Here is a 25,615-nt window from a genome sequence, read left to right on the forward strand (position 1 = left end):
TGCGTTAAAAAAGAAGCAACAAAAAAACAATAATTAATGACTCAAAATATAGAAAAATTAAATACCGTTCTTACTTACGTTAAAGACACTTTTGTCGGAAAAAATGACGTAGTAGATTTATTGGGAATCTGTCTTTTGGCAAGAGAAAATGCCTTTTTGTACGGTCCTCCTGGAACAGCAAAATCCGCTATTGTAAGAACTTTAGCAAAAACCGTAAAAGACGGAAAAAATTTCGAATATCTTTTAACACGTTTCACCGAACCGAACGAGATTTTCGGTCCTTTCGATATCAGAAAATTAAAAGAAGGTGAACTCTTGACAAACACAGAAGGTATGATGCCGGAAGCATCAATGGTTTTTCTGGATGAAATTTTTAATGCCAATTCTGCGATTCTGAATTCCCTTTTGATGGCGTTAAACGAAAAGATTTTCAAAAGAGGAAAAGAAACGAAAAATCTTCCTGCGTTGATGTTCGTCGGAGCGAGTAACGTTCTTCCCGAAGATGAAGCCTTGAACGCTTTGTTCGACCGTTTTTTGATTAGAATTAATGTAGATTATGTAAATCCCGATCTTCTTCAACAGGTACTTTTAGCTGGAAGAAAACTGGAAAACAATATCGAAACTGAAACTCCGGAAATTCTTTCGCACGAAATAAAAGAATTACAAAATGTTTGTAAAACAATTGATTTAAAGCCAATTTACGAAGTATATTTAAATACAATTATCAATCTTCGAAATACAGGAATTGCCATTTCCGACCGTCGAGCAGTGAAATTACAGAATCTGATCGCAGCAAGTGCATTAATTTGCGGCAGAAATGAAGCCATTCTTTCGGATTTATGGGTATTGAAACACATTTGGGATACCGAAGAACAGATCGAAATTTTAGAAGGAATTATCAACCGAACGATTGAAAAAGACGACAATCCGAAATCTCATCCACAGGCTTTGCAAAACAAAACGCCGAATCCGGAAGAAGTGATGAAGGACGTGAAAATTCTGGTTGAAAAATGGAATAATGAAACCTTGAGCTTTGAAGAACAAAACGTAATCAAAGATAAATTAAGATATCTTCAAACGCGTTGTGACTGGATCAAAAATCCTGAACAGAAACAATACATTCAACAAGAAATCGAAAGTCTATGGCAAAAGATTCTTCAGACAGTTTAAAAGATTTTTGGGCAGAGCTTCCCCGTGTTGATGAAGATTTTCTGGGCTCGATCCGAGACTGGAAAAATGTTCAGATCGCATTGGAAGAAGATACAATTTGGCTGAAAGGTTTTACTGATGAACAAGCAGTTTCTTCGGAAATTCTGCAGTTGCCCAATTTTGTTTTATATGAATTAAAAGACGGACTTTTATTCCGAAAAGATGCGTTGGTTCCGAGTAAAAAAGTAAGAACGGCTTTGCTTTGGACACCGATTGATAAAGCATTACGATTAACTTTTCCATCATCAAACCAAAATTTTTTCGGAATTGATGAAAAAGTTGAAATTAAATTAAAACCAAGCGAAGAAGAGCAACCAACAGCAGCTTTATTAAGTTCGATTCATGATATCAAAGAAGCAATAATCGCCTTACCAAAATTTAAATTGGAAAAATTGGATTGGATTGTCATTAATAATAAAGCATTATTTTTAGGAACTCCGTTACTGAGTTTTCCCGGAAAAACATTCTGGATGAAAGACAACCATCTTTTGCCAACTGGTTTCGATTTTGAGTTTAAAAATTTGAGCTCTTTGTTACAAAGAAAATATAATGCAAGTCTGGATAAATGGCTTTTATGGAACGAAAACGGAAGTGTTTTACATCTTGATAAAAATGATTTCCGCAAATTATCCGTAAGCTCATTCCGTCTGACTGAAAAATCACAGGAATGGATGTAAAAGATTATTTCCAATCATACGAAAATTATTTCTGGGAGTGGACGACAGACGAAGACGTTCCCGACGACACCGGATATAATGAAAACAATCTTATTTCGATTCCCGAAATAGGAGCGGTTGTCTATAGACCTTATTTAATAGAAATTTTAAAGGAATTTCAACTTACAGGCCTACCTCTTTTAGGTCCACTTTTACTGGCTTTATATGCAACAAACGAAGGTTATTTGGATATTAAAGGGATTAAAACAAATCTGAGAAAACATCCTTTGGCAGGTCATGAATATATTAAACATTTGATTCGCCCGGCATTTCAATTTTTAGAAACATTAAAATCTTTGCCGAGTAATTATAAAAGAGGAAGGAATAGAGTTCTCCTTTTACAGACGGTATTTAAATATTCGTCCGAAAAAGTTTCGGAAAAACAATCGGAATATATTTTAAACGGATATTTACGAAATTCACGAAAAATTGCCGAGTCAGCGCAGAAAATAGAAATTACTGTTTCTAAATTTTCCAAAGATCTGGGAATTTTAGTTGCTTTGAATGAAAAGTTTCCTTCAAGTGAAATGATTATTCAAGTAATGAAAGGTAACTTGAAAATTACAGATATTGAAGACGAAGTTATTGAAGAAGAAACAACTGTAGAAACCGATAAAGACTTTATCCAACAATTAATTGAAGAACCAAAAACTTTCCAAGTCGGAAGTTTAATTAAAAGAATCTGGAGTGGTCTGAAAATCCCAATGCGTCACCTTTCACCAGGTGAACAGCCAATTGGGGGAATCTCCGATATGACCAATAAAGGCGAACTCCACAGAATGCTTTTGTCCGAATTTGCCAATGAAGACGAGGTTTTCATGAATCGTGTCGCGAACAACGAAGCGTTGTACATTCAACGTGAAATTCCGCCTGAAGAAAATATTTTTGAACGAATTATTTTAATTGATACTTCCCTGAAAAACTGGGGAACGCCTAAAGTTTTGGCGTTTGCATCGGCGATTGCGGTCATCAAGCATCCAAAAGCACATTCAGAATGTAAAGTTTTTGCATTGGGACAAACCAATATCCCTATTTCACTGGATAAAGTAGATGAAGTTGTGGAAAATTTGAATCAGGTGAGTCCGGTTCTTGAAGTTTCTCATGCACTGGAAAAGTTCTTTAATGAAGAGCATACAGAAAAAGATCTGGAAGTTTTTTTTATCACCAACCAGGAAAATTTAGTCAATCAAAATCTTCAAAAAGTCATTCACGAAAATCGGGATCGGTTGAAATTTTTAGTTACAACCTCCTCAGATGGCGAATTGAATTTTTACAAACATCACAAAGGAACGAGAAAACATATTCAAAAAATTGTGCTTCCGCTTCAGGAATTGTGGGCAAATCCACCTCAGAGAAGACAAAGAAGGGAAAGTAACGCTTCCAGCAACGGAAAAAGAGCTGATGTTCCTTTAAATTATCCGATCTTATTTCCAGCGCCGGTTAATAAAATGGCAACATTTTTATATGAAGGCGAATTTTATATTTTAAGCAATAAAAAACAATTGTTGAGAACGTATTTATCTGATAATTATTATAATAAAAATTATTACGATTATTATAAAATTCATCACGGCTGTGAAGTTTTAATTGAAGATATTTCTGTGAAACCAAAAGGTCAGTTTGCTTTGGCAAGAAATAAGCAGCAGGAATTTATTTTATGTCAGTATCAACCGGATAAAAAATTGATTTCTAAATTAAATTTAAATACAAAAGAATATTCTGAACTGAATTTGACAGGACAAAAAATTCCGCTAAACCATAAGCTAGTATATTATGACAAGAGCTTTTATCTTCATCAACACGATATTCCATATAGTTATAAAATACCTATTGACGGAAATATTTATTTAGAAGAAGTACTTGAAAAGGATAAAGAAATGGACAAAAATACGTCCAAAGTTGAAACAGAAATTAAAAAACTTTCAAACAGCGGAATTAAAATTTTAAATAATTTCAGCAATATCGGAATCAATACAGAAAAAAATCTTGTGATTTCGAATAGCGAGTTGAATAAATTATATGATGGATCAATAACGTTGTATAGAAACAGACATCCGTTGAGAATTTGTGCGGAACAGAATAAAAACCGATTTACGTTTTCCGACGGAAGCGAGATTATCACAGATTCAAGAGGAATGCTGACTTTCAAAAGTAGCAATAAAAATATTCCGGAATTCTACATTCCATCGACGGATTATGGGTTTTTGGCGTTGGCGACAAACACGGAATTTGGCGGTTCTGAATATTATTTACCTCAAAGTACACTGTTGAAAGTGAAAAAAATGGAAGAGATGTATGAAGAGTGTCTCGAGAGATTTATAGACCAAATTTGGGAATATGGAACTTAAAATTAAACCTTTTCCGAAAAATAATTATCCTAAAAAAGGACTTTTAATAAAGGGTTCTTCACCATTGACGTGGCTTCGCGAAATGGAAATATTAGGAGTAGATTTAAATCAAATTCAATCATTTCCAATTCCTTCCAACGAACCAAATGTTTTGCATGGCTGTTTTTTGATTTTTCCAAATACTGCTCCAAGCGAAATTGGAAGAAATTCATATTTTCAGTGTATTGATAGTAAATTTTTCATTCCTGAAAACACGACTTTTTATCCGAAACTCAATCCTGAAGACTGGCAAAATATCGATGCTGAGTTTTTAATGATGCATCCTGATTTCGGATTGGTAAAATTAACTGAAGAAATCGATTGGCTTTCTATTATTCAAAATCCAAAACACTCGGAAGATAAAATCCGAAAACCTTTGAATGGGGTGAAAATTCCTCAGAAAATTGAGAGTTACACCGTTGAAATGGATGATGAGAAAATTCTGGAAGCTCTTCAAAAGCCGCAAACTGAAGAAGAATGGATGAAAAATCTTCCTTTCGACCTTAAAAAAGTAATGGCCGGAAACAAAAAGGAGATTGAAAAATATTTAAAATATATCGAAAAATATCCTGATAGAGCTGTAGAATTAGGAGTTCCGCTTGATGTGATGGGAACTTCGAGAGGTGACGGCTTTGGGATTTTTAAATTTCAAAATTCGTGGTTGGGAAAATTATTCGGAGGAAATTCTGAAAATGGCGAAAAATCTACATATTCCGAAAAATATCGCTGGGTTTTCTGGGCTTTTTTAATAGGAATTGCTTTGTTCAGATTTTTCATGCATGTGAGTAAAGACGAACCTGGGCAAAGTCCTCCAATTGCATCATCAGGAAAGGTTTCAAACGTGGATCAAAATATGATGAAACCTGTCGTAGCCTATCAATCTGGAGTTACGGATATTGATATGAAGATCGATTCGATGTACGGAAGACAGCGGAAAAACCTGATGGATGAACATTTAAATGCTTCATTTAAAAAGAATATGCCTAATGAGAAAAGTTATGAAGAATATTTAAAGAATGGGGGAAGACCGATTGATAAAATTCAGAATGATATTTCTAAATTGAATAACAAAACAATTTCTGCGACCGATTCTTTAAAAAGAGTGTATCGCAAGAAAATTATTAAATATTTAGCTCAAAGCGAAGAAAAATATAAGAAGAAAATTACGGACTCTTTAAAAAATGTAAGTTCAGGAAAACCAGCCGATGAAGGAATTGTAAAAACAGTTTTAAAGAAAAAACAAAAGTTGATTGAAGATTCTTTAGGTCGACTTTACGGAACAAAAGAGATCGTTGAACCACCAATTGTTCAGAGTAAACCACCTCCAGTAGCAACAAGTTCTGAAAGTGAAAAGCCCTATTCAGAATACAATATTTCTTTCTCGGAAATTATTTGGTTAATAATTTTCATGACAGGCGTTGTTGGGCTGTATAATTTTATCGTAAGGAAAAGATCTTTAAACATCGGAGGAGACAATGTACCAAGAGGAATTAAAATTTTTCTTGTCATCGTGCTTGTCGGAATGTTGGCATATATTTTCTATCCGTTGATCGAAATGTTCGGCTACAACTGGTTTGTGTGGATTCTCATTATCGGTGTTGTGTTGCTTCTTTACCGTCTTTTCAGCGAAGACAAAACCATTTTAAACTCAGACAAAGATGAATAGGCAGAAATTTATAGACAAATTCATGGCGGCATTTTTCATTCTGGTAATCATTAAGGTTATCGGGATTTTTGCTCAGCTTTTTCATCAGAGTTTTTGGAGTGTGATCGGGACTTTGGTGATTTTTGCGATTGTAGCTTTCATCATTTTTGCGGTGTTAATGCAGTTGGAAAAGAAAGAAAAAGAGAAAAATCAATCGGGGAGAAGAGGTGCAAATGGTGGCGGAAATTTCTATCTCGAAGCTTCACTTTTCGATAAAATCAGGAATAAATATGAGGATCTTGCTCAAAAATACATCAACGAAAAAGATTACAGAAGAGCAGCGAAAGTGTATATGAATTTGCTTCGTGACAATTATCGTGGAGCAAAAACCTTGGAAGACGGCGGTTTATATAATGAAGCGGCAGTGATTTATCTTAAAAAATTAAAAAATAAATCCGAAGCAGCACATTGTTATGAAAAAGCCAAACAATACAGAAAGGCTATTGATTTGTATAAAGAACTCGAGCAAAAAGAAAAAGTAGGAGATTTGTATCGTGAAATTAATGATGTTAAAAGTGCAAACACCTATTATCAGATGGTTGTGGACGATTATGTAAACAACAGTCAAATGGTAAAAGGATCGCTTATTTATCGTAAAAAAATGGAAATGCCCGATGAAGCTCAGAAAATTTTGCTGAAAGGTTGGGAGGAAGATCTTGATGCATTCAATTGTCTGAATAATTATTTTGCGAATATTTTTGACGTTAAAAAACTCGATCAGCAAATTCAGGAGCTGTATGAAAAAACACCTTCCGATAAAAAGATCACTTATCTTGAAGCGATGAAGTATGAATTTAAAAAAGATCCGAAACTTCAAAGTACAACAAGAAATATTGCCTACGAAATCATTGCAGAAAAAGTATCAACCCGCTCAGAAATTGTGAATGAATTAAAACATTTCAATCCTGATGATGAGGTGATTTTGAAAGATATTTCTAGGTATAAAACGGGGAGAAATAGAATGTTTAGGAATTAATATGAGTCTTACCATATCATTTATATATTTATCTGAATCTTTTAATAATTCTGATATTAAATTAGAAAGTGACTTGTTTGGTTTTGAAATTTGTCGAAAGCAACTTTGGGGAAATCAAAAATTAAAAGATCTAGGCTGTGTAATTATTCCAAAATTAAAAAATGCAGATCTTTATATAACAAATGATGAACTTCAAACGACTTACGAAGATTGTCAGATTATTTTGAAAAATATTAATGAGATCAGTTTAGTAACAAATTATTCTGAAGAGTTTATAACGTTTAGAATTAATAATTTGTTGAGCTTTATTGAAATCGCTTTGGAAAATAAAGAAGATTTAGGAATAAATATATCATAGATGGATAACACAAATAAATATCTCCATTTAAAACATGAAGAGAAAAATATATTTGAAATTGTAGATGAGATAATGGAAAAATATAAATCACCTTTGATTACAATTAAAAAAATCAGAGAAATATTTCCTCAACTTTCATTAATGGAAGCAAAAGAGATTGTAATTATCAGAACTTCTGAACATAAAAGTTTATATGACTATCAAGGAAGTTTTTTTTCGGATCTTGAGGAATTAGATAGATTAACGAATGTAGAAAACGAAAATAAAAATGCTTGAAAAAAAAGGTAACTAAGGTTCTCGAAGTCACCCATTTTTTATTCATCACTCACAAAATATATTAAAACGTTAATAAAAACATTTATCTTTGCACCAATAAAATTATGACAATACAAAGAGCACATATCAGTTTAAATCTATGCGATCGCCCTGTAGTAAAGGGATCGTTTGGATATGAATGGATGATATTGGATGAGGCGAAATGTGCTTGCTTTGAAAATTATTTACTGTAAACTCGTAAAAATTTAATCAAAATATTGCAGAAACGCCTCGATGATCGGGGCGTTTTTTGTGTTTTTAGAGCAGAAATTATTTAGAATGAAAAAAAATAACCATAAAAATGAAAATTATTTAATAACAAATGAACAATTAATAAGGAAATAGAGCGTGATAAGTAACCCGATGAGAGACAGTCATTTAGGTATTTAAGACATCTGCAAAATATTGCGGACGGAAATCTTCTATTCTAAATTTAAAGTTTAATCAATTGATTTTCAATTATTTAAATGAAAAATAAATTTGCGAGTTAAAAAAAATCATCCTTACTTTGCAACCGAAAATTGAAAGCAACAAGTTTTCAGCCTTTCAAAAAAACTTTTTTAAAACAAGAAAAATAAAATGAAACAATTTAATAACATATCTAATCCACATTCAAGATTGCACGGACAAGAGCCGATGGGGCAGGGATATGCTTGTATTATTCTTCTTGATAGTGAATTTGTGGATAAAAGGTGCTTATATAAATGGGTCAGCTAATGTAGCGACACGTCAATATATATAAAGCGCCTCCCAAAAAGAGGCGCTTTTTTTATGGTTTCTCTAGCTTATTTGGTAAAGCGTCGGTTTGTGGCACCGAAGAGCAGGGTTCGATCCCCGGAGATACCCCAATTATAAAATCCCATAGCTCAATTGGTTGGAGCGTCGACCTGATACGTCAAAGGTTGAAGGTTCGAGTCCTTCTGGGATTACAAAATAAAATCTCATGGCTCAAATGGTTAGAGCACCGGTCTTTTAAATAGGGGGTTGAAAGTTCGAATCTTTCTGGGATTACCAAGGTTCCGTAGCTCAATTGGATAGAGCATGAGTTTTCTAAACTCAGGGTTACAGGTTCGAGTCCTGTCGGAATCACTGAAGGAGAGTAGGCAAATATTGGTTTGTTGCGGCTTACTGCTAATGAGTTCTACGACAGTAGTGAAGGTTCGATTCCTTTGCTCTCCGCAAAAATGGTTTATTGAGGTAATGGTTAACCTTCCCGACTGTCTCTCGGGCACTGCGAGTTCGATTCTCGCATAGACCGCAAAGATTCACGGAAAATTTTCAGATCCGGCTGTCTCTCGGAAAAGAATTTGAAGTGAATCTGCAAAACTGGAAAGATAACGGTGGTTGTTTACCCGCCTTGGACGCGGGAGGTCGCAAGTTCGAATCTTGCTTTCCAGACAGTTTGCTCCATTCGTCTAATGGTTTAGGACGGCTGCCTTTCGAGCAGTAGATAAGAGTTCGATTCTCTTATGGAGTGCAAAAGATTTCGTAGCTCAATGGGTTAGAGTATCGGTTTCATAAGCCGAAGGTTGAAGGTTCGAGCCCTTCCGAAATTACAAAAAATGATTCTGTAGCTCAATGGTAGAGCGTTGGTCTGTTAAACCAGAAGTTGAAAGTTCGAGCCTTTCCGGAATCGCAAAAAACTAAATGTTAATTGTTTCAAAAGAGAAAAAGAAAAGGTTTGTCGAGAGCAGAAGATCTTTACGCCAAAAACACGATATAATATAGACAAGCTTTTTCTTAACTCACTTGAAACTTGATGAAGAAAGTTTTAAACATAATATAAATTTTTAGGTAAAATAAAGTTTGTCAAAGCGTAGAAGTTCTTATATCAAACAAAAAATTAAGACAGGCTTTATTTTTTTTATGAAAATTTAAATAAAAAGAATAATCAGAATGTTGGGAAATTACTCATCACCCATTGCTGATTACTCATAAAAATGATGGTTCGCCGAAGTGGAAGAGTCGGGGCGGTCTGCAAAACCGTTGCGTAAGCTGAGTGGGTTTGAATCCCATAACCATCTCAAATAACTAAAATGAGATTAGTTCCGAAGAAAAAAAGTTTGTCGAGCGCAGAAGTTCTTACATCAAACAAAAAATTAAAGACAGGCTTTGTTTTTCTTCAAAAAAAGTTAAATGCTAGAAATTAGAGATATAATATTATCCAAAAACTATCAACCAACAACCATCAACTAGCATCAAAAAGGGAAGTACGCCGAAGTTGGAGAGTCGGGGCAGACTGTAAATCTGTTGCTTCATTGCTGAGTAGGTTCGAATCCTACTACTTTCACCAACCGCTGATAATGTAATGGCAGCATGCAGGAAATGTACTCTTGTTGTTCAGGTTCGACTCCTGGTTAGTGGTCAAAGAAGTGAATGGTGAATAAGTCAGTTGTCAATTTTTTAAAACTGACTGCAAAGCAAATTGACAATTCAGAATTCACACAAAAATGCTCTATTCGTCTAACGGTTCAGGACGCCTGCCTTTCGAGCAGAAAATAAGGGTTCGATTCCCTTATAGAGTACAGATTTTATAGAAGATAAAAGATAAAAGATAAAAGATAAAAGATAAAAGATAAAAGATAAAAGATAAAAGATAAAAGATAAAAGAAATTTATTAAGTATCAAAAAATCATTTATCAATGATCATTCATTTTTTATATAAGAAAATAGGTTTAAATGGAAAGGGAAAGTTTGTCGAGCGCAGAAGATCTTTACGAATATAACAGGCATAGTTTATAAATATAGACAAGCTTTCTCAGACCTAATACATAAGTAATGAGTAATGTGCAATGAGTAATTATTGCAATAGTTATAATTAATGATGCATTTATAGAACATAATTTTTTATTACTAATTAACAATTATTCATGACTTATAAAATTCGCGGGAATGGTGGAAATGGTAGACACACTTGATTTAGGCTCAAGGTTTTGGGGGTTCGAATCCCTCTTTCCGTACAAAATATGAGTAATCAGCAATGAGCAATGAGCAACTATGAAATATGATTTTAATATACTAATTACTCATTACCTATAAAAACATGGAAGAGTGGTGTAGCAGGTCTGCATGTTAGTCTGAAAAACTAAAGGTACAGGTTCGATTCCTGTCTGTTCCACAGAATATGAGTAATAAGTAATGTGCAATGAGTAATCAATTAACCGCAAAAAATATTACTAATTACCCATTACTCATTATTTATAAACTGATTCGTAGTGTAATTGGTCAGCACACAAGACTTTGACTCTTGTTGTTCAGGTTCGAGTCCTGATGAATCAACAAATTTTGTATTAAGAAAAACTCTGTGTTCTTAGCTGAGTGAAGCGCCTTTGCGAACTTAAAAACAGATAGTAGGTAAAAAAACTTAGCGCACTTTGCGTTAAAACAAATATTTAAATAAAAACAAAACATGTAGAAAAAATGGAAACGCAACAACAAACATGGCAGAACATGACGGGAAAAATTTTCCAACACTCTATCACACAGTTGGTAGAAGAAGCCATCATCAGCGAACAGGCAAACGGGCATCGACTGAAAGTATGTGTGGGTTCAGACTCCCACGTTTATGGTGATGCCATTAATTATGCTACGGCAGTTGTCTTTATTCGTGAGGGAAAAGGAGCGTTTACCTTTATCAGAAAAGAAAGAGAAATACAGAGTATCAGTATCAAAGAGCGTATGCTGAACGAGGTGAACAAATCCGTGGAAATTGCTTATGCAATTTGCTCTATTCTGGAAACTTATGATGTGGAAATGGAGGTACACGCAGACATTAACACCGATCCGGATTTTAAATCCAACGTCGCTTTGATAGATGCAATGGGATACATTCTGGGAATGGGATATGTGTTTAAAGCAAAACCTTACGCATTCGCAAGTTCAAATTGTGCTGATATGATGGTGTAATAAGCTAGAAGCGGGATGTAAGAAGATGGAAGTTTTTTGAAAGCTTAAATAAACTTCCCTCGTCCAACTTCTAACTTCCACAAAAAAATAAATTAAAGCAATGGAACTTACAAAAAGATTATTGTTTCTGGATGATATAAGATATCCGATTGAGGCATATCATTATACCAAGCAGGACATTTTCCTCAGAAAAGATTGGCATATTGTTCGAAATTACGAGCAGTTTGTCAGCAGGATTTTGGAAAAAGGACTTCCGGAAATGATTTCTTTTGACCACGACCTTGCTGATGAACATTATTTGGAACCAAATTCTCAGGAATTTGTTGAAAAAACAGGCTACGATTGTGCAAAATGGCTCATAGAATATTGTATGGATAATTATTTAGACTTACCAAAATTCTATTGCCATTCAATGAATCCTGTTGGAAAGAAAAATATTGAAAGCCTTTTAAACAATTTTAAAACTATTAAAAATGAAAAAGATAAGTACATTATTCAAAAAAGATATAAATAATTTAGGAAGAGTTATTAACGAAATTAATCCTGAAAACAACTGGGTTTTTAACGGAAAAGCTTTTGCTACGCAAAAGTTTGATGGTTCTGCATGTGCAGTAATCAACGGTAAATTATATAAAAGATACGATGCCAAGAAAGGGAAAACAGCCCCCAAAGGTGCCATTCCGTGTCAGGAAGCGGATCTTATTACCGGTCATCATCCACATTGGTTAGCGTGTGATATTGATAATAAAGACGATCAATACTTCTGGGAAGGTTTCAATGCTTTGGCTGAATCAGGTCAGGTAGAAGACGGTACTTACGAACTTATTGGCGAAAAAGTACAAGGAAATCCAGAAAATATTAAAGGTCATTTATTGGTAAAACATGGACATCATATTCTTAGTTTAGAAAGTTTGGATTTTGAATTTATCAAGAATTTTTTGAGCAATCCTGAGAATAATATGGAAGGTATCGTTTTCCATCATACAACGGATCATCGTATGTGCAAGATCAGGAAATCTGATTTTGGTGTGCGTAGAAAAGCTGTAAAAGAACTTGTTGTTTAAAATAAAGATTAAGTTTCGGTAATTCATTTTATCGAAACTTTTTTACGTATTAAATTGAACCATAAAATTTTCCATCGAATTTGTCATTCCGCAAGAATCTAAACATTGAAAAAGGAGATTGAGGTTAATAAAAAAATTAAAAAGAGATGTTACAAGCAGAAATAAAAAGTCTTTTAAAAGAAGACATCAGTATATTAATAAAAGTTCCAAACTCGGCAAAGCATTATTTATGTGATTGTGGTGAAGCGAGTTTATTGACGGTGAAAGAAGTTCAGTCAGTTTCTGCGGTTTTCATCAGTCATACTCACATTGATCATTTTTCAAACTTTGATGGAATTTTCAGACATCAGATTGGAAGTGGTGAAAAGATTGTGATTTGCGGGCCGAAAAATATTCATCAACAAATTGAAGCAAGGTTAAAATCTTACACGTGGAACTTAATTGACGAAAAAGCAATTGAATACGAGATAAGAGAAATTGTTTCAAAAGAAGAAATCAATGTCTATAAAATTCGTCCGCCCCATTGGAATCTTGAATTCATTGAAACTCAGAATTTCCTTTTTGAAGATGAATATGTAAATGTTGATTTTGCCATTCTCGATCACAAGACAGATTCCATCGCTTATTTATTCAAGGAAAAAGATTCGGTCACTTTTAATGAAAATGCTTCTGAATTTAAAAAAGGAAAATGGATCAGTGAATTGAAAATAGCTTTTGAAAACAATGATTCCCACAAAGAAATTCAGATTGAAGAAACAGTTTATAAAGCTTCAGATTTATTTCATTTTTTGACACGAAATGCAGGATATAAATTAGGAGTCATTATGGACCATGCAGTTTGTGAGGACAATTATAAAAAAATTAGAACAGTTTTCAAAGCAGCGGATATGGTGTATATCGAAACATTTTATAAAGATGAAGATCAGGAATTTGCAAAGATCAATTATCACAGCTTCGCATCTGCATCCGGAAAGATCATGAATGAATGTGAGGTAAAAGAAGCCATTCCAATTCACTTTTCAAGAAGATATGTCGAAAGCGATAAACTGGAAATTGAAACGGCTTTTTATAAAGCATTTCGAGGAAATTAATTAAAAATATTTATTAAACTAAAATTAAAAAACTAAAAATAATCATGCAATTTAAAATACCTTTTCATTTCGATATGGAAACGGCTGATCCTGATGATTCGATGACGCTGGCTATTTTGGCAACGCATCCGAAGGTTCATCTGGCAAGTGTTTCCATACATCCGGGAGGAAAAGATCAGATAGGCTTTGTAAGACGTGTTTTGCAAATTCTGGACAGGGAAGATGTCCGCATTGGAGCCGGAACTCCGAAATCTTCAGCGAGCCGTGTTTCGGGTTTTTACCGAGACTGGATTGGAAAATTTGAGAATTCGGAAGCAGATGATGCCGCAGCAATTATTATGGCTGAAACACTTCGTCAATTTCCCGATTGTACTTTATTGACCGGAGCAGCACTTACGAATCCGCGTTCATTGTGGGAAACCGGAGTTTTTTTTGATCGATGGTTTTGCCAGGGCGGTTTTGCCGGCGATAATATTGTTCCGAAAGAACATCGGTTGGAAAAATTTGATGGGAAGCTTACTTGTGCGACATTCAACCTGAACGGAAATCCGTTGGCTGCAGAAAAGCTATTCTCATTACCAATAATTGAAAGGCGATTGATCAGTAAAAATGTATGTCATGCTGCGGTTTTTACGAAAAAAGATGCAGAAATGTTGATTCCGTTTCAAAATGACAATAAAGGATTGAAGCTATTTCTTAAAGCAGTGGAGCTCAAAGAAAAGGCACTTCACGACACTGTGGCAGCTTTATTGGCGATAGATCCTTCAAAGGCAGTTTGGGCGGAAGTTATTCCTTACAGACAACGTGGTGAGTGGGGTTCTAAGGAAGTACAGGAGAATTCCGGACAGAATTCATCACTGATTACAACTCACATTCCGGATTTAAAAGACCTGTGGATGGTGATTAAACCTTAACGAATTAATTTTATTAAACTAAAACTACAAAAGCGTATTAATTATGCATGTAGTTGTCATTCAGAACGTAACGAAGTGGAGTGAAGAATCTGTAAAAATTAAGTTGAGATTCTTCCTTCGTCAGAATGACAATGGAAACGCTGAAATTTTGTAGTTAAAAAAACAAACAATTAAAAAAAAATGAAACCCAATATATTTTTCACGGCAGACCACCATTTTGGTCACGAAAATATTATAAAATTTTCCGAAAGACCGTTCGAGTCTCTGGAACATATGAATGAAGAACTCATCAAAAGATGGAATGAAAGGATTGCCAAAGACGATACTGTTTACCATTTGGGTGATATGAGTTTGGGCAAACCGGATTTCACAAAAGAAATTCTGGATCGGCTCAATGGAAATATTCATCTCATAAAAGGCAATCACGAAGGTGCAGCTTTGACTTATCCTAAACGATTCGCCTCAATCAGAGATTATCATGAACTGAAAATCGATGAGCCAGAAAACAGCAACGGCAAACAGAAAATCATCCTTTTTCATTACGCCATGAGAACATGGAACGGTTCACATCGGGGAGTTTGGCAGCTTTACGGTCATTCACACGGAACATTGCCCGATGATGAAATGGCTCTTAGCTTCGATGTCGGTGTTGATTGTCATAATTTTTATCCGATTTCTTACGAAGAAGTCAAGGAATTAATGAAAAAGAAAAAATGGACACCACCTTTTGCCCCAAGAAATTAAATAAGCTCCCTTCGGGGAGTTTTTTCTAAATTAATTTTTACTACGTAAATAGAATGCGTACTTCCGGTTTTATCTTTGCACAACTTTAGCAGTAGCAGCAATTCTTCTTTAGGGTATTTCTTCCCGTTTCTCCAACGAAAAACCAAATGCAGATGAATGAAAACCATGTAAATAAAAATAATAAAAATGAAAACAACCAATGAAATATTAATCATCGATTTGGAAGCCACATGTTGGGAAAATGACAGAATTCCCGCCGGACAAAAAACCGATATTATAGAAATAGGAATTTGCGAATTAAATAGAACAACACGAGCAATTTCCAAGAAACAAAGCATTTATATAATTCCGGAAAGATCTAAAATTAATAAATTTTGCACTGAACTGACCGGAATTACACCACAATTAATTGAAGAAAAAGGAATTTATTTCGAAGAAGCCTGTGAGAAAATCAGAGATGAATATCACTCAAATCAGCTTACTTGGGCAGGTTTTGGAAATTTTGATAAAGAGCAGATCGTAGAGCAATGCGATTATCTCGGAATCGAAAATCCTTTTTCTGAAAATTATATCAATGTAATGTATCAATTCAAACAATACAACGGACTTTTTAAAATGATGGGTTTGAAAAGAGCTTTAAAGTTCCTGAATATGGATTTTGAAGGCAATCATCACAGTGGAGCAGACGATGCTTACAACGCCGCCAAAATTTTAAGAGAAATTTTACGGTAATAATTTGGTCAGGAAGATGGATGATGGAAGCGGGAAGTTTTTTCAGTGCGAAATTTATTTCCAGCCTCCGGTTTCAAACTTTCAGCCACAAATATTAAATTTTTAAACAAATGAAAACAACAGATAAAATATTAATTATAGACCTCGAAGCCACATGTTGGAATGATCGTCCGCCGAGAGGTCAGGAAAGCGAAATCATAGAAATCGGAGTTTGCATAATGGATGCAAAAACCGGTAAGATTTCACAAAACGAGGGCATTTTAGTTAAACCTCAATTTTCGAAAGTGAGTCCATTTTGTACGGAACTGACTTCTATTACACAACAAATGCTTGAGGATGAAGGTGTTTTGTTGGAAGATGCATTAGATATTTTGAGAGCAGAATACGATTCTGAAAATCTGACTTGGGCAAGTTATGGAAACTATGATTTGAACATGCTTCAAAATCAGGCAAGAAGATTCAATGTAGATTATCCTTTAAGTGATGATCATATTAACGTTAAAACTTTGTTCGGAGAATTGCATCCGACAGTTCGTAAAAGTGTCGGTATGACAAGAGCTTTGGGTGAACTAAATTTAGCGCTTGAAGGCACACATCACAGAGGAGTGGATGATGCGAAAAATATTGCAAAAATTTTATATTGGTGTTTAAATCAATAAATAGAGGAAAGGGTAACAATTGTTACTCTTTTTTTTGTTTTAAGATTTATTGATTGAAAATTTTCTATAAAAACATTTAAAAAACTTTATTAATGATCCATTTTGTTGATTGGTAATGTTTTGTGAGATAAACTTTAAACAGAATTTATATTTTTGTAAAAATGCACAAATGAACAAAATACATGTCTTAATTATAGTCTGTATCATTATAGTACTTGCCGGAATTTCTTATCTGGGATTTAATTTTACCTATCAGTCTTCTTCTAATGAATTGATGGAGCAGCAGTTAAAGGTTGCTCAATATCAATCTGAATTGGTTGCCAATATGATTTCTGATGAACTGGAAAGTGGTAAATCTAAAGATGAAGTAAAAAATGGTCTTCAGCAAGCATTAGAAAAATCTTCTACAGAACCTGTTTTTCTATGTATGTTCGACAAAAATGGGAGAGAAGTCTGTCACCCTGACCGAAAAAAAATCGGAAGTGTGATTCCTAATGAAAACGACTATATCAAATCTTTTTCAAATATGGATCTGGAACTGAATTTTAAAGATGTTCTTAGTAAATCAGTTGATTATGGAGGTGTTCGTAAAGTGGGGAATATTACGGAAATTATTTATTTAAGTCCTGTAAGAAATACAGATTGGATTATGGCTTCTCATAGTAATCTTGAATCGCTAGAACAGACATTGGATAATATAAAGACCAAGCTTATGTTGTTTTTTATTTTGACTTGGGTTTGTAGTGTGGCTTTAATTTTATTTTTAATTAATTTATTATATCAAAGATATTTTAATAAAATTGCTCAGGAAAATATTGATATTCAAAACCATGTAATTGAAAAATATGAAGAGGAAATTATTCAGGAAAAAGAACCTAATCGTTTGGTAAAAAGATTTTTAGCAGAAAAAGGATTAAAATTGATTCCTGTGGAAGTTGAAAGTATTGCTTTTATTTATCTGGAAGATAAAATTACTTATGTTGTGGATATGAATGGAGGAAAATCAACATTGAATCTTTCTTTGGATGAAGTCTATCAAAATTTGGATAAAGAGCAGTTTTTCAGAGTTTCAAGACAAATTATTTTATCACTAAAATCAATCAAGAATATTGAAAAATACGGTGTTACACAGTTGAAAGCTGTCACCAATCCAATTTCTGAAGTCCCTATTATTGTGAGTAAAGCAAGAGTAAGCGAATTCAAGCTTTGGATTGGAAAATAAAAAATCCTGCCATCGAAATAGCAGGAAACTATGAACTTTTATATTGAAAATTAAGGGGCCGTAGCAGTATCAAGATTCAAAATAGGCCACACATTTGGTACTGGATAGCTGATTCCTTTATTATCGCCTCTTGCGGCATCTTGCCCGAAATAATAAATCGGCCATCCTTTATAGGTAAGTTGTGTTTTTCCCTGTACTGTAATAGTACCAAAATCTGCAGCATTCATGATACTTGGAAACCTCATTTTATTCAGCTCTACTATTGGCCAGTTTCCGTTATTGGCCAGGTTTGGCTGTGTATAATGATTGGAATTCTGAGTATCATTTTTAAATCTATATAATGTTCTTCCTTTTCCATCCGTTAGATAAAAAGTGCTTCCTGTTCCTTCGGTATAAGTGCTTGCATTATTTGATGTTACATAGTTTTTACCATCATGGCCTAAAAGCTGTGCAGCAGTATACATTACTGTGTAATCCGGTTTTGCGATATACCAAACATTATTTACTTTATCACCTACTGTTTGTCCGGCTGCAGTATCATTTTTATAATAATACAAAGGCCATCCTTTATAAGTTGTTTGCATTTTTCCGTCTGTACGAGTAATATTTGAGAAATCTGAAGTTGCAAGAGAAGCATCTATTTTACTTAAATCCTGAGTGTAGAAAATCGGCCAAGCATCTAAACACGCAGCAGAAGTACAAGCAGAAGTACCTTTATAATCTCTTGAAAAGAAATATAGAGATTTTCCGTCTTTATCGGTTAAAATTTTCCCAAATGTTGGGTTTTCAACAACTTTTATAGTTCTGTTATCGATAACAACTGTAGATTCGTCATCAGATTTACAGTTGTAAACGGTAGCTCCCATTACCAAAACCAGAGCTATTTTAAAAAAGATTTTAAGAGAATTTTTTTTCATACGTAAAATATTTATTTATGAAGCAAAATTATCTATAATGCTGATTTTCAAATAGACGATTATTCTGAATGGGAAAATTTTTATACTGAATGGGAAGATTTTATATTTTTAGACTGTTTAAAGTATTGATTTTTAATTCTAATTTATAGTATACCATTTTGATACTATTTTTAATTTTTTGCTTTTTCCAACCATTCATCATAAGACAGTACACCCAATTCTGGTTTTCCATCACCTTTCAAAATCGAAATAAATTCCAGCTGATTTCCATCAGGATCATTAAAATAAATAGCTAAAGCAGGCATCCATGCGAAAACCATAGGCTTATCAATCCCGTCTTTTAAAAAATTATAAGGTTTTAAATTTTTATTTTTCAAAAACTCAACAGAATAATTCAAAATATCTTCTTTATCGGCTGTAAAAGCGAAATGTCTTGTTTGTAAATTTTCTTTTTGCTCCCACAAACCCAACATTGATTCTTTATTTTTCCCAATCCATAAAAAAGCAATTCGACGGGTTTCATCTTGGTGAGCAAGTTCCAATCCTAACACTTTTGTATAAAATTCTGTTGCGTTTTCTAAGTTGCTTACTTGCACATGAGTTTCATATAATCCTTTAATCATAGTTTTAATTTTAATGAAACAAAGCTATAAAAGAGATTTTCATAAACTTGAAACTGTTGATTCCTTTATATAAAATGAATGATAGATTTTTTCTTTTGGTTGATCGTTAATGGTTTATAGTTGTTTGTTTTCTTAGTTTAGGTAAATCGTAATGAATTTATTTAAACACAAATACCACTAATATTTTCACAAACTCGACAAGTAAAAAATATAGTGTCATTTATGCCAAAATTTATATTCAAAATCAAAAAAATAAAAATTTTTCATATAAAAATATTCTACGCAAAAACATTGCGCAAAAGCGTCCTTACTTTGCATCAGAAATCAGAGAGGAACTGATAATCCTCCAAAAATGTTTAACTTAAAAACAGTAACCATGAAATTTAATTTTTTAAGAAAAGAGAATAAAGTAGTAACGAACTACCAAGGTGCAAAAGCTTATACCATGACACCTGCAGAAGAATTGTACAGTGCTGTTGTTACAACAGGATTATCAAGCACAACCTATGAAAAAGGAAATGACAGATTGGCAAGAATCCAGTCTCTGATTCAGAAAAATGATCCGGAATTCGTTGCTAAATTAGCGGTTTATACAAGAAAAGATATGTATTTGCGTTCAATTCCATTGGTTTTGACGACCGAATTGGCAAAACATACTTCGGGTACAGACTTGGTAAGCAGAACTGTTGACGGCGTTATCCAGAGAGCAGATGAAATCACAGAGCTATTGGCATATTACCAATTAGCCAACGAAAGAACAGATTTGAAAAAATTGAATAAACTTTCAAAACAAATCCAAAAAGGTCTGGTAAAATCATTCAATAAATTTGATGAATACCAGTTCGCAAAATACAACAGAAAAGCAGAAGTTACTTTGAAAGATGCTTTGTTCTTGGTTCATCCAAAAGCTAAAGATGAAAATCAACAAGCAATTTTCAACAAAATCGTCAACGACTCGTTGGAAACGCCTTATACTTGGGAAGTAGAACTTTCTGTTTTAGGTCAGACAAAATTTGCAGATGATGCAGAAAGAAAATCAGCTTTCAAAAACAAATGGGAAGAATTGATCTTCAGCAACAAATTGGGTTATATGGCTACCTTGAGAAACCTAAGAAATATTTTAGAAGCTAATGTTTCGTCAGATGCGATGTACAAAGTGTGCAACTATTTGTCGGATGAAAAAGCGGTGAGAAACTCAAAACAATTACCATTCAGATTTTTAGCGGCGTACAGAGAATTGAAAACAATCGATTCGCCTTATTTGTCATCAATTTTGGAAGCATTGGAAGATGCGGTGATGGTGAGTGCTAAAAATATCAAAGGTTTTGGCTTCGATACTTCGGTGGTGATCGCGGCAGACGTTTCCGGTTCGATGCAACAGCCTGTTTCTCCGAAATCTAAAGTATTGTTGTATGATATCGGTTTGCTGATGTCGATGATGTTGCAATCACAATGCAAAAATGTGGTTTCAGGTATGTTTGGTGACACCTGGAAGAGAGTTCCTATGCCTAAAAACGGTATCCTGAGAAACGTGGATGCATATTATAAAAGAGAAGGTGAAGTTGGTTACTCCACAAATGGTTATCTGGTAATTGATGATTTGATCAGAAAAAACGAAAAAGTGGACAAAGTAATGTTGTTCACCGATACTCAGCTTTGGGATAGTAACAGAGGTGGAAATTCTTTTGAAAAATCTTGGAATCTGTATAAAAGTTTCAATCCGAATGCAAAATTGTATATTTTTGATTTGGCAGGTTACGGAAAACAACCATTGGATGTCAGAAAAAATGATGTATATCTTATCGCCGGTTGGTCGGACAAAATTTTCGACGTTTTGAATGCTTTGGAAGACAGAAAATCTGCGGTAGAAATGATAAAAAAAGTAGTGCTGTAAAGGGCACTGCTTTTAAAAATAGAAACTAATTATTAAATTATGAATGAGAGTTTTATTAAAGAACTTCCCATTTGACAACACTCAAAACTTTTGAAAATTGTTACTTGGGTTTTAAAATAATTTTAACAACGCAAAAAGATTGCGCACTAATACAATAATTTTGCACTAACAAAAAAACAATAACCATAAAAACTTAAAAAAATAATCGATGCCGTAAGAAAAGAATTCCTTCGATTTCCACTTGAACAAGAGTCTTTTCGCTAGATTGCTCGATTTAAACTGACCAATGTCGTTATCTTAAGAGTTCCATCGTCAAACTTCCAATTTGAACAACATTTAAAAAACTCTTATAACTTGTTACTTGGTTTTTAATTTAAAAAAAATTAACTGCGTAAAAAGAATGCGCACTAGCTAAATAAATTTGTATCAACAAAAACAATAACCATGCATTATTATAAAAAATGTCTTAAAGAAGCACTGTATTGAGGTTAAATACTCAATACTTATGAAAATATTTAAGTCATTAAAACAAGCTTTCGGAATCAATGAATATAGATTAATTGATTTTCCGAAAAAAATTTCAAATGTCCAGGTTTCCAGAATTATATATGGAATTGATATGGGATGTTCTTATTGCTTTCCACATGGCATTGAAACTATTAATTCAAAAGAAATTAAGTTTCAGAGAAATTGGAAAAAATACAGAAAAACCCAATGGAAAACTAAAAAGTAAGTGTCGTAAAATAGAATTGCTTCGTTGGGAGCGGTTATACAGGTTCGAGTCCTGTTTCCGAACATTTGGAATGGCGTAAATGAGTAGCGCGCCGCTGTAAGTGTCTGTTTGCTTTTTTACCTTACTTAAAAATAATCGATGCCGTAAAAAAGAGTTACTTCTACTTTACATTGAAAACCTAATCTCTTTTTGAAAATTGCTCGATTTTAAAATTATTATTGAAACATAAAAAATCAAGTGTCGTTTTAGAATCATACTTCGATTGTGGCTCATTGGGTCGCAGGTTCGATTCCTGCCATCTTTGTTGTAAACGAGATGTAGCTCAGAAGGTAGAGCAAATGGTAAAGAAAGGATTCTGCAAGTATTACCTTGATTTAAAAAAACAAAAGAGTGCCGTTAGAGAAAACTTACTTCGGTTAATCTTATGATGTTGGTTCGACTCCAGAATAAACCCGAAAAGGTTTATAAGAGTTTTCTCGCATATTGCCTCTTTTATTATAAAATTTAAACAAATAAGTGTCGTAGAAAAAGGTTTCTTCGTAATATAACGGTCCTAAGGTAGCGTAATTCGGGTTACCGAACTAGCGAAGTTGGGTTGAAAACCAACCGGGCAAAAGTTTTCGTGAGAAAGCGTAAGTCTCTAGCAGATGTTGAATTGCCGGCTCACTGCCCCTAATATGGGTAAGAGCGGCGCTCTTAAAAGAGCACACCTTTTTTGCCTGTTGCCTTATTCACTTTTAAAATAATCCGATGAATAGAAAATTCATCGGATTTGTTGTTTAGAAATATAGTAAAAAGGATATTATTCGAATAGCTAGTTTTAAAAAACAAAGGCAATAATCAATTAAGATATTGCCCTTGTTTTCATTAAAGGTTTTCATCATTTATGAATTTTAATCTCAATGAAACGTTTAATTTCTTAAAAAAATAAAATTCATTTTGTGTTCTTAGTAAAATTTAATCTAACTATTTGCATAATATGCAAATTTATTTTTTTCATCATGTGTGTTTTTGGTTATGTTTATATCAAAAAAAATGGGGGCAAATTTATTGATATAAAAATTTTTCATCATTTGTGTTTAATGTTTTTAAAGTAAGATTTGTAGATCAATTTTACTGATACAAAGAGAAAGAAAAATCATGCAAATTCAAAAAAAAAGGCATACCATTTAAATACTATTTTGTGTAAGTTGTTGATTTTTAGTGGTTAATTTTATTGTTAAACTGTTTTTGTTTTAGATTTGAAAATTCATTGATTACTTGTTTTTAGGAGAGGAAATGTTCACTATTTATATAGGGGTTGGATTTCCGTTTAAATTTTATTTCAATTTAAGTCATAAAAGGAATTAAAAAAGTCCAGATTTCAAAACTGGACTTTAAAATGAAAATTTTTAAGAAAAATGAACTTAACTATAAATGTTATATGAATTTTGGATATTTCTAGACGGTTGTTTTTTTTTAATCTTAACTATTAACAATAGAAAGCAATACTAAAAATGTATTTTTATATTGCTTTTTATTCTATTATTAATTTTTCATCATTTTTACTTTTTATAAGTACAAATTGAAGGATTTTTGAAGTAATAGAAAAAAAAATAGCATACCATTTGTATACTATTTTTATGTAATTTATTGAATATTAATTTGTTATTTTATAGTTTGATATTTTCTTAAAAGTAAAATATTAATCATCCGACTTTGTTACCGTTAAATTTCTCAGCCATATTCCCATATCCTGTTCGGTAGGAATATTAAATTTTTTACGAAGATTTTGTTTTCTGTTTCGTACGGTATTTATGGATTTAAAAGTATATTCTGCAACATCTTTTATATTGAAACCCAGAAAGGTATAAGCACAAAGGACAAGTTCTGTTGTTCTAAGCCCCGGACTATAATCTATCAATTTTTTTTGAAAATCCGGATAAACTTCTTGAAAACGAAAGTAAAATGATGGATCGTTATTCTTTGCCAGTGCAATAACTTCATTATAAGCATCATTTATTTTTAGCTGGAGTTCTTGAGTTTCCATACTTTTTTGAGAGATAATATTGTCTTTTTCCTGTAAAGTGCTGTGAACTTGTGTAATTAACTTTTCTTTATATTTTAAATTTTTCCGTAAAATATTATATATAAATATGAAAATAATTAATAAGACTAAAATTCCTCCTAAAATCCATAAATATTTTCTTATTTCAAGTTTTTTTAATCGACTTTCTTCATCTTTAATAATTGTTGATAATGCATAATCTACATTGTTTTTCTTATCAATATTTATTTTGTTTTCATTTTCAAGATAAATCGAACCATATTCTTTTTGCTTATTTTTATCTCCTAGAATACCATAAATATCTGATACTTTTTTATTAATAAAATTGAAAGGAATAGAATTAATGGAATGCTCTTTCATATTCTGAAAAGATTTCAAATAGAATTCTAATGCTTTTGAGTATTCTTTTGTATCGCTATAATAATTTCCAAAAATCATATATTGTGTAAAAAGAATAGGGTTTTTATATTTTAATTTTAAATTGTAACTTTTTTGATAATAGATGAAAGCCGAATCCATGATTTTCTTCTGAGAAAAAGCATTCCCTACCGCAATATAATAGTCCGATAATGAGTTGTAAGAATTTTTCTCAGGTAATTTATGTAATTCCAGACCTTCTAATTTATAATAAAAAAATGCAGAATCATTTTTATTTTCATCAAAATAATGATTGGCAATATTTCCATATGCTCTTGCTAAAACTCTTATAGATGAAGAATCAGATTTATTTTTAAGAATCTTTTCAATGTCTTTTAATTCTCTGTTACTCTGAGATTTAAGCGATAAAACATAAAAATTGTAAGCTTTGATTTCTTTCAATTTTGCCTGCAGCAGATCATTATTTTTCGTATACTTTTGATCCAAAGTTTTTTGTATGTAGAAAAAACTTTCCTTTTGAAGTTCCAAACAAGATAAAGCTCTTGATATGATATAGCTGCTCTCCGCAATTTTTGCGGAGTTATTTATTTTTTTTGCTAAAATATTTGCTCTTTTTGCTGCTTCCAGCTCCTTGATATCTTTATATTGTTGATGATACTTTTCTGCATCAAGAAGTAGTTTTTCGATTTCTTTCAGATGATTATTTTGCCCAATTACATAATTCGACAATAGAAAAATAAACAGGAAAATACTGTTTCGAATAAAAGTAAAAGTTTTTATCATAGCAACTTTGCCCCTTAAAGCTCTATAATTTATGCGTTTTTTGATATATACAAAAATAAAGTACTTTGTGAAAAAATCAATGAAAAATTAAACAAAGTTGTCATTATTAATATTATTTTATATAAAGCTTAATAAAATAATAAATAAATCCTATAAATGTTAAAAATTACGGTAAAGAATCAATAAGAAGTGGTTAAGAAAAGTAGAAAGGTAATATATAAATGACAAATATTACCTTTTCT

21 protein-coding genes and 15 tRNA genes are annotated in these 25,615 nt (G+C 32.8%); 33 read left to right on the plus strand and 3 right to left on the minus strand.

Features of this window, described 5'->3' with window-relative positions; genetic code table 11:
• Positions 1–36: 36 nt before the first annotated feature.
• The 31 genes from ACKX2A_RS15555 to ACKX2A_RS15705 all read left to right on the plus strand — a co-directional run bounded on the left by ACKX2A_RS15555 (position 37) and on the right by ACKX2A_RS15705 (position 17,998).
• Positions 37–1,170, plus strand: coding sequence for an AAA family ATPase (locus ACKX2A_RS15555; RefSeq protein WP_415325682.1), 1,134 nt, complete (start codon positions 37–39; stop codon positions 1,168–1,170).
• Positions 1,143–1,886: a hypothetical protein gene (locus tag ACKX2A_RS15560; RefSeq protein ID WP_415325684.1), complete on the plus strand. Its 744-nt coding sequence runs from the start codon at positions 1,143–1,145 to the stop codon at positions 1,884–1,886. Before ACKX2A_RS15555 ends, ACKX2A_RS15560 begins: the two co-directional genes overlap by 28 nt.
• A complete protein-coding gene (locus tag ACKX2A_RS15565) occupies positions 1,877–4,273 on the plus strand; it encodes a hypothetical protein (protein WP_415325685.1) in 2,397 nt (798 codons plus the stop codon). Before ACKX2A_RS15560 ends, ACKX2A_RS15565 begins: the two co-directional genes overlap by 10 nt.
• Entirely contained in the window at positions 4,263–5,978 is a 1,716-nt protein-coding gene (locus ACKX2A_RS15570) for an APC family permease (protein WP_415325687.1), read from the plus strand. Before ACKX2A_RS15565 ends, ACKX2A_RS15570 begins: the two co-directional genes overlap by 11 nt.
• Positions 5,971–6,993, plus strand: a complete 1,023-nt coding sequence (locus ACKX2A_RS15575) for a hypothetical protein (RefSeq protein ID WP_415325688.1) — start codon at positions 5,971–5,973, stop codon at positions 6,991–6,993. Before ACKX2A_RS15570 ends, ACKX2A_RS15575 begins: the two co-directional genes overlap by 8 nt.
• A 1-nt stretch (position 6,994) precedes the next feature.
• Entirely contained in the window at positions 6,995–7,351 is a 357-nt protein-coding gene (locus ACKX2A_RS15580; protein ID WP_415325690.1) for a hypothetical protein, read from the plus strand.
• On the plus strand, positions 7,352–7,627 hold the full coding sequence (locus tag ACKX2A_RS15585; RefSeq protein WP_415325692.1) for a hypothetical protein: 276 nt from the start codon (positions 7,352–7,354) through the stop codon (positions 7,625–7,627).
• 813 nt (positions 7,628–8,440) lie between these two features.
• A tRNA-His gene (locus ACKX2A_RS15590) sits at positions 8,441–8,514 on the plus strand.
• 7 nt (positions 8,515–8,521) lie between these two features.
• Positions 8,522–8,595 (plus strand) — tRNA-Ile (locus tag ACKX2A_RS15595).
• Between the two features lie 8 nt (positions 8,596–8,603).
• Positions 8,604–8,680: transfer RNA gene (locus ACKX2A_RS15600), tRNA-Lys, on the plus strand.
• Position 8,681: 1 nt separating this feature from the next.
• Positions 8,682–8,755: transfer RNA gene (locus ACKX2A_RS15605), tRNA-Arg, on the plus strand.
• 5 nt (positions 8,756–8,760) lie between these two features.
• Positions 8,761–8,845 (plus strand) — tRNA-Ser (locus ACKX2A_RS15610).
• 147 nt (positions 8,846–8,992) lie between these two features.
• Positions 8,993–9,064: transfer RNA gene (locus ACKX2A_RS15615), tRNA-Pro, on the plus strand.
• A 6-nt stretch (positions 9,065–9,070) separates the two neighbouring features.
• Positions 9,071–9,143 (plus strand) — tRNA-Glu (locus ACKX2A_RS15620).
• A gap of 5 nt (positions 9,144–9,148) precedes the next feature.
• Positions 9,149–9,222 (plus strand) — tRNA-Met (locus ACKX2A_RS15625).
• An 8-nt stretch (positions 9,223–9,230) separates the two neighbouring features.
• A tRNA-Asn gene (locus tag ACKX2A_RS15630) sits at positions 9,231–9,302 on the plus strand.
• 306 nt (positions 9,303–9,608) lie between these two features.
• Positions 9,609–9,690, plus strand: a tRNA-Cys gene (locus ACKX2A_RS15635).
• A 182-nt stretch (positions 9,691–9,872) separates the two neighbouring features.
• Positions 9,873–9,959: transfer RNA gene (locus tag ACKX2A_RS15640), tRNA-Tyr, on the plus strand.
• Between the two features lie 159 nt (positions 9,960–10,118).
• Positions 10,119–10,191, plus strand: a tRNA-Glu gene (locus tag ACKX2A_RS15645).
• Between the two features lie 361 nt (positions 10,192–10,552).
• Positions 10,553–10,626, plus strand: a tRNA-Leu gene (locus ACKX2A_RS15650).
• An 85-nt stretch (positions 10,627–10,711) separates the two neighbouring features.
• Positions 10,712–10,784: transfer RNA gene (locus ACKX2A_RS15655), tRNA-Phe, on the plus strand.
• Between the two features lie 88 nt (positions 10,785–10,872).
• Positions 10,873–10,945: transfer RNA gene (locus ACKX2A_RS15660), tRNA-Gln, on the plus strand.
• Positions 10,946–11,086: 141 nt separating this feature from the next.
• Positions 11,087–11,572 (plus strand): ribonuclease H-like YkuK family protein, encoded by a 486-nt coding sequence (locus ACKX2A_RS15665; RefSeq protein ID WP_415325694.1) that lies wholly within the window; start codon positions 11,087–11,089, stop codon positions 11,570–11,572.
• 100 nt (positions 11,573–11,672) lie between these two features.
• A complete protein-coding gene (locus ACKX2A_RS15670; RefSeq protein WP_415325696.1) occupies positions 11,673–12,086 on the plus strand; it encodes a cyclic-phosphate processing receiver domain-containing protein in 414 nt (137 codons plus the stop codon).
• Entirely contained in the window at positions 12,046–12,636 is a 591-nt protein-coding gene (locus ACKX2A_RS15675) for a DUF5565 family protein (protein WP_415325698.1), read from the plus strand. Before ACKX2A_RS15670 ends, ACKX2A_RS15675 begins: the two co-directional genes overlap by 41 nt.
• Before the next feature lie 146 nt (positions 12,637–12,782).
• Positions 12,783–13,727 carry a peptidase gene (locus ACKX2A_RS15680; protein ID WP_415325700.1) on the plus strand — a complete coding sequence of 315 codons (945 nt, stop codon included), beginning with the start codon at positions 12,783–12,785 and terminating at the stop codon, positions 13,725–13,727.
• A gap of 44 nt (positions 13,728–13,771) precedes the next feature.
• Positions 13,772–14,641: a nucleoside hydrolase gene (locus tag ACKX2A_RS15685; RefSeq protein ID WP_415325702.1), complete on the plus strand. Its 870-nt coding sequence runs from the start codon at positions 13,772–13,774 to the stop codon at positions 14,639–14,641.
• A 180-nt stretch (positions 14,642–14,821) separates the two neighbouring features.
• Positions 14,822–15,385 (plus strand): metallophosphoesterase family protein, encoded by a 564-nt coding sequence (locus tag ACKX2A_RS15690; protein WP_415325703.1) that lies wholly within the window; start codon positions 14,822–14,824, stop codon positions 15,383–15,385.
• A 186-nt stretch (positions 15,386–15,571) separates the two neighbouring features.
• Positions 15,572–16,117 (plus strand): exonuclease domain-containing protein, encoded by a 546-nt coding sequence (locus tag ACKX2A_RS15695; RefSeq protein WP_415325704.1) that lies wholly within the window; start codon positions 15,572–15,574, stop codon positions 16,115–16,117.
• Between the two features lie 110 nt (positions 16,118–16,227).
• On the plus strand, positions 16,228–16,776 hold the full coding sequence (locus ACKX2A_RS15700) for an exonuclease domain-containing protein (protein WP_415325706.1): 549 nt from the start codon (positions 16,228–16,230) through the stop codon (positions 16,774–16,776).
• Between the two features lie 169 nt (positions 16,777–16,945).
• The gene (locus ACKX2A_RS15705; protein ID WP_415325708.1) at positions 16,946–17,998 is read left to right on the plus strand and encodes a LytTR family transcriptional regulator DNA-binding domain-containing protein; all 1,053 of its coding nucleotides are present in this window, start codon (positions 16,946–16,948) and stop codon (positions 17,996–17,998) included.
• A 50-nt stretch (positions 17,999–18,048) separates the two neighbouring features.
• Here the strand turns inward: ACKX2A_RS15705 and ACKX2A_RS15710 are convergent, their stop codons facing one another.
• Positions 18,049–18,915 carry a hypothetical protein gene (locus ACKX2A_RS15710; protein ID WP_415325710.1) on the minus strand — a complete coding sequence of 289 codons (867 nt, stop codon included), beginning with the start codon at positions 18,913–18,915 and terminating at the stop codon, positions 18,049–18,051.
• Positions 18,916–19,085: 170 nt separating this feature from the next.
• Positions 19,086–19,538 carry a VOC family protein gene (locus tag ACKX2A_RS15715; protein WP_415325712.1) on the minus strand — a complete coding sequence of 151 codons (453 nt, stop codon included), beginning with the start codon at positions 19,536–19,538 and terminating at the stop codon, positions 19,086–19,088.
• A 376-nt stretch (positions 19,539–19,914) separates the two neighbouring features.
• Between ACKX2A_RS15715 and ACKX2A_RS15720 the strand changes: the two genes are divergently transcribed.
• Together ACKX2A_RS15720 and ACKX2A_RS15725 are read left to right on the plus strand one after the other, a co-directional pair.
• Positions 19,915–21,432, plus strand: a complete 1,518-nt coding sequence (locus tag ACKX2A_RS15720; RefSeq protein ID WP_415325714.1) for a TROVE domain-containing protein — start codon at positions 19,915–19,917, stop codon at positions 21,430–21,432.
• Positions 21,433–21,937: 505 nt separating this feature from the next.
• On the plus strand, positions 21,938–22,165 hold the full coding sequence (locus ACKX2A_RS15725) for a phosphate ABC transporter substrate-binding protein (protein ID WP_415325716.1): 228 nt from the start codon (positions 21,938–21,940) through the stop codon (positions 22,163–22,165).
• 1,684 nt (positions 22,166–23,849) lie between these two features.
• On the opposite strand, the gene ACKX2A_RS15730 is transcribed toward ACKX2A_RS15725, so the two are convergent.
• A complete protein-coding gene (locus tag ACKX2A_RS15730; RefSeq protein WP_415325718.1) occupies positions 23,850–25,373 on the minus strand; it encodes a helix-turn-helix transcriptional regulator in 1,524 nt (507 codons plus the stop codon).
• Positions 25,374–25,615 lie beyond the last annotated feature (242 nt).

Source organism: Chryseobacterium sp. MMS23-Vi53 (assembly GCF_047651245.1).
In the GTDB taxonomy this organism is placed as follows: domain Bacteria; phylum Bacteroidota; class Bacteroidia; order Flavobacteriales; family Weeksellaceae; genus Chryseobacterium.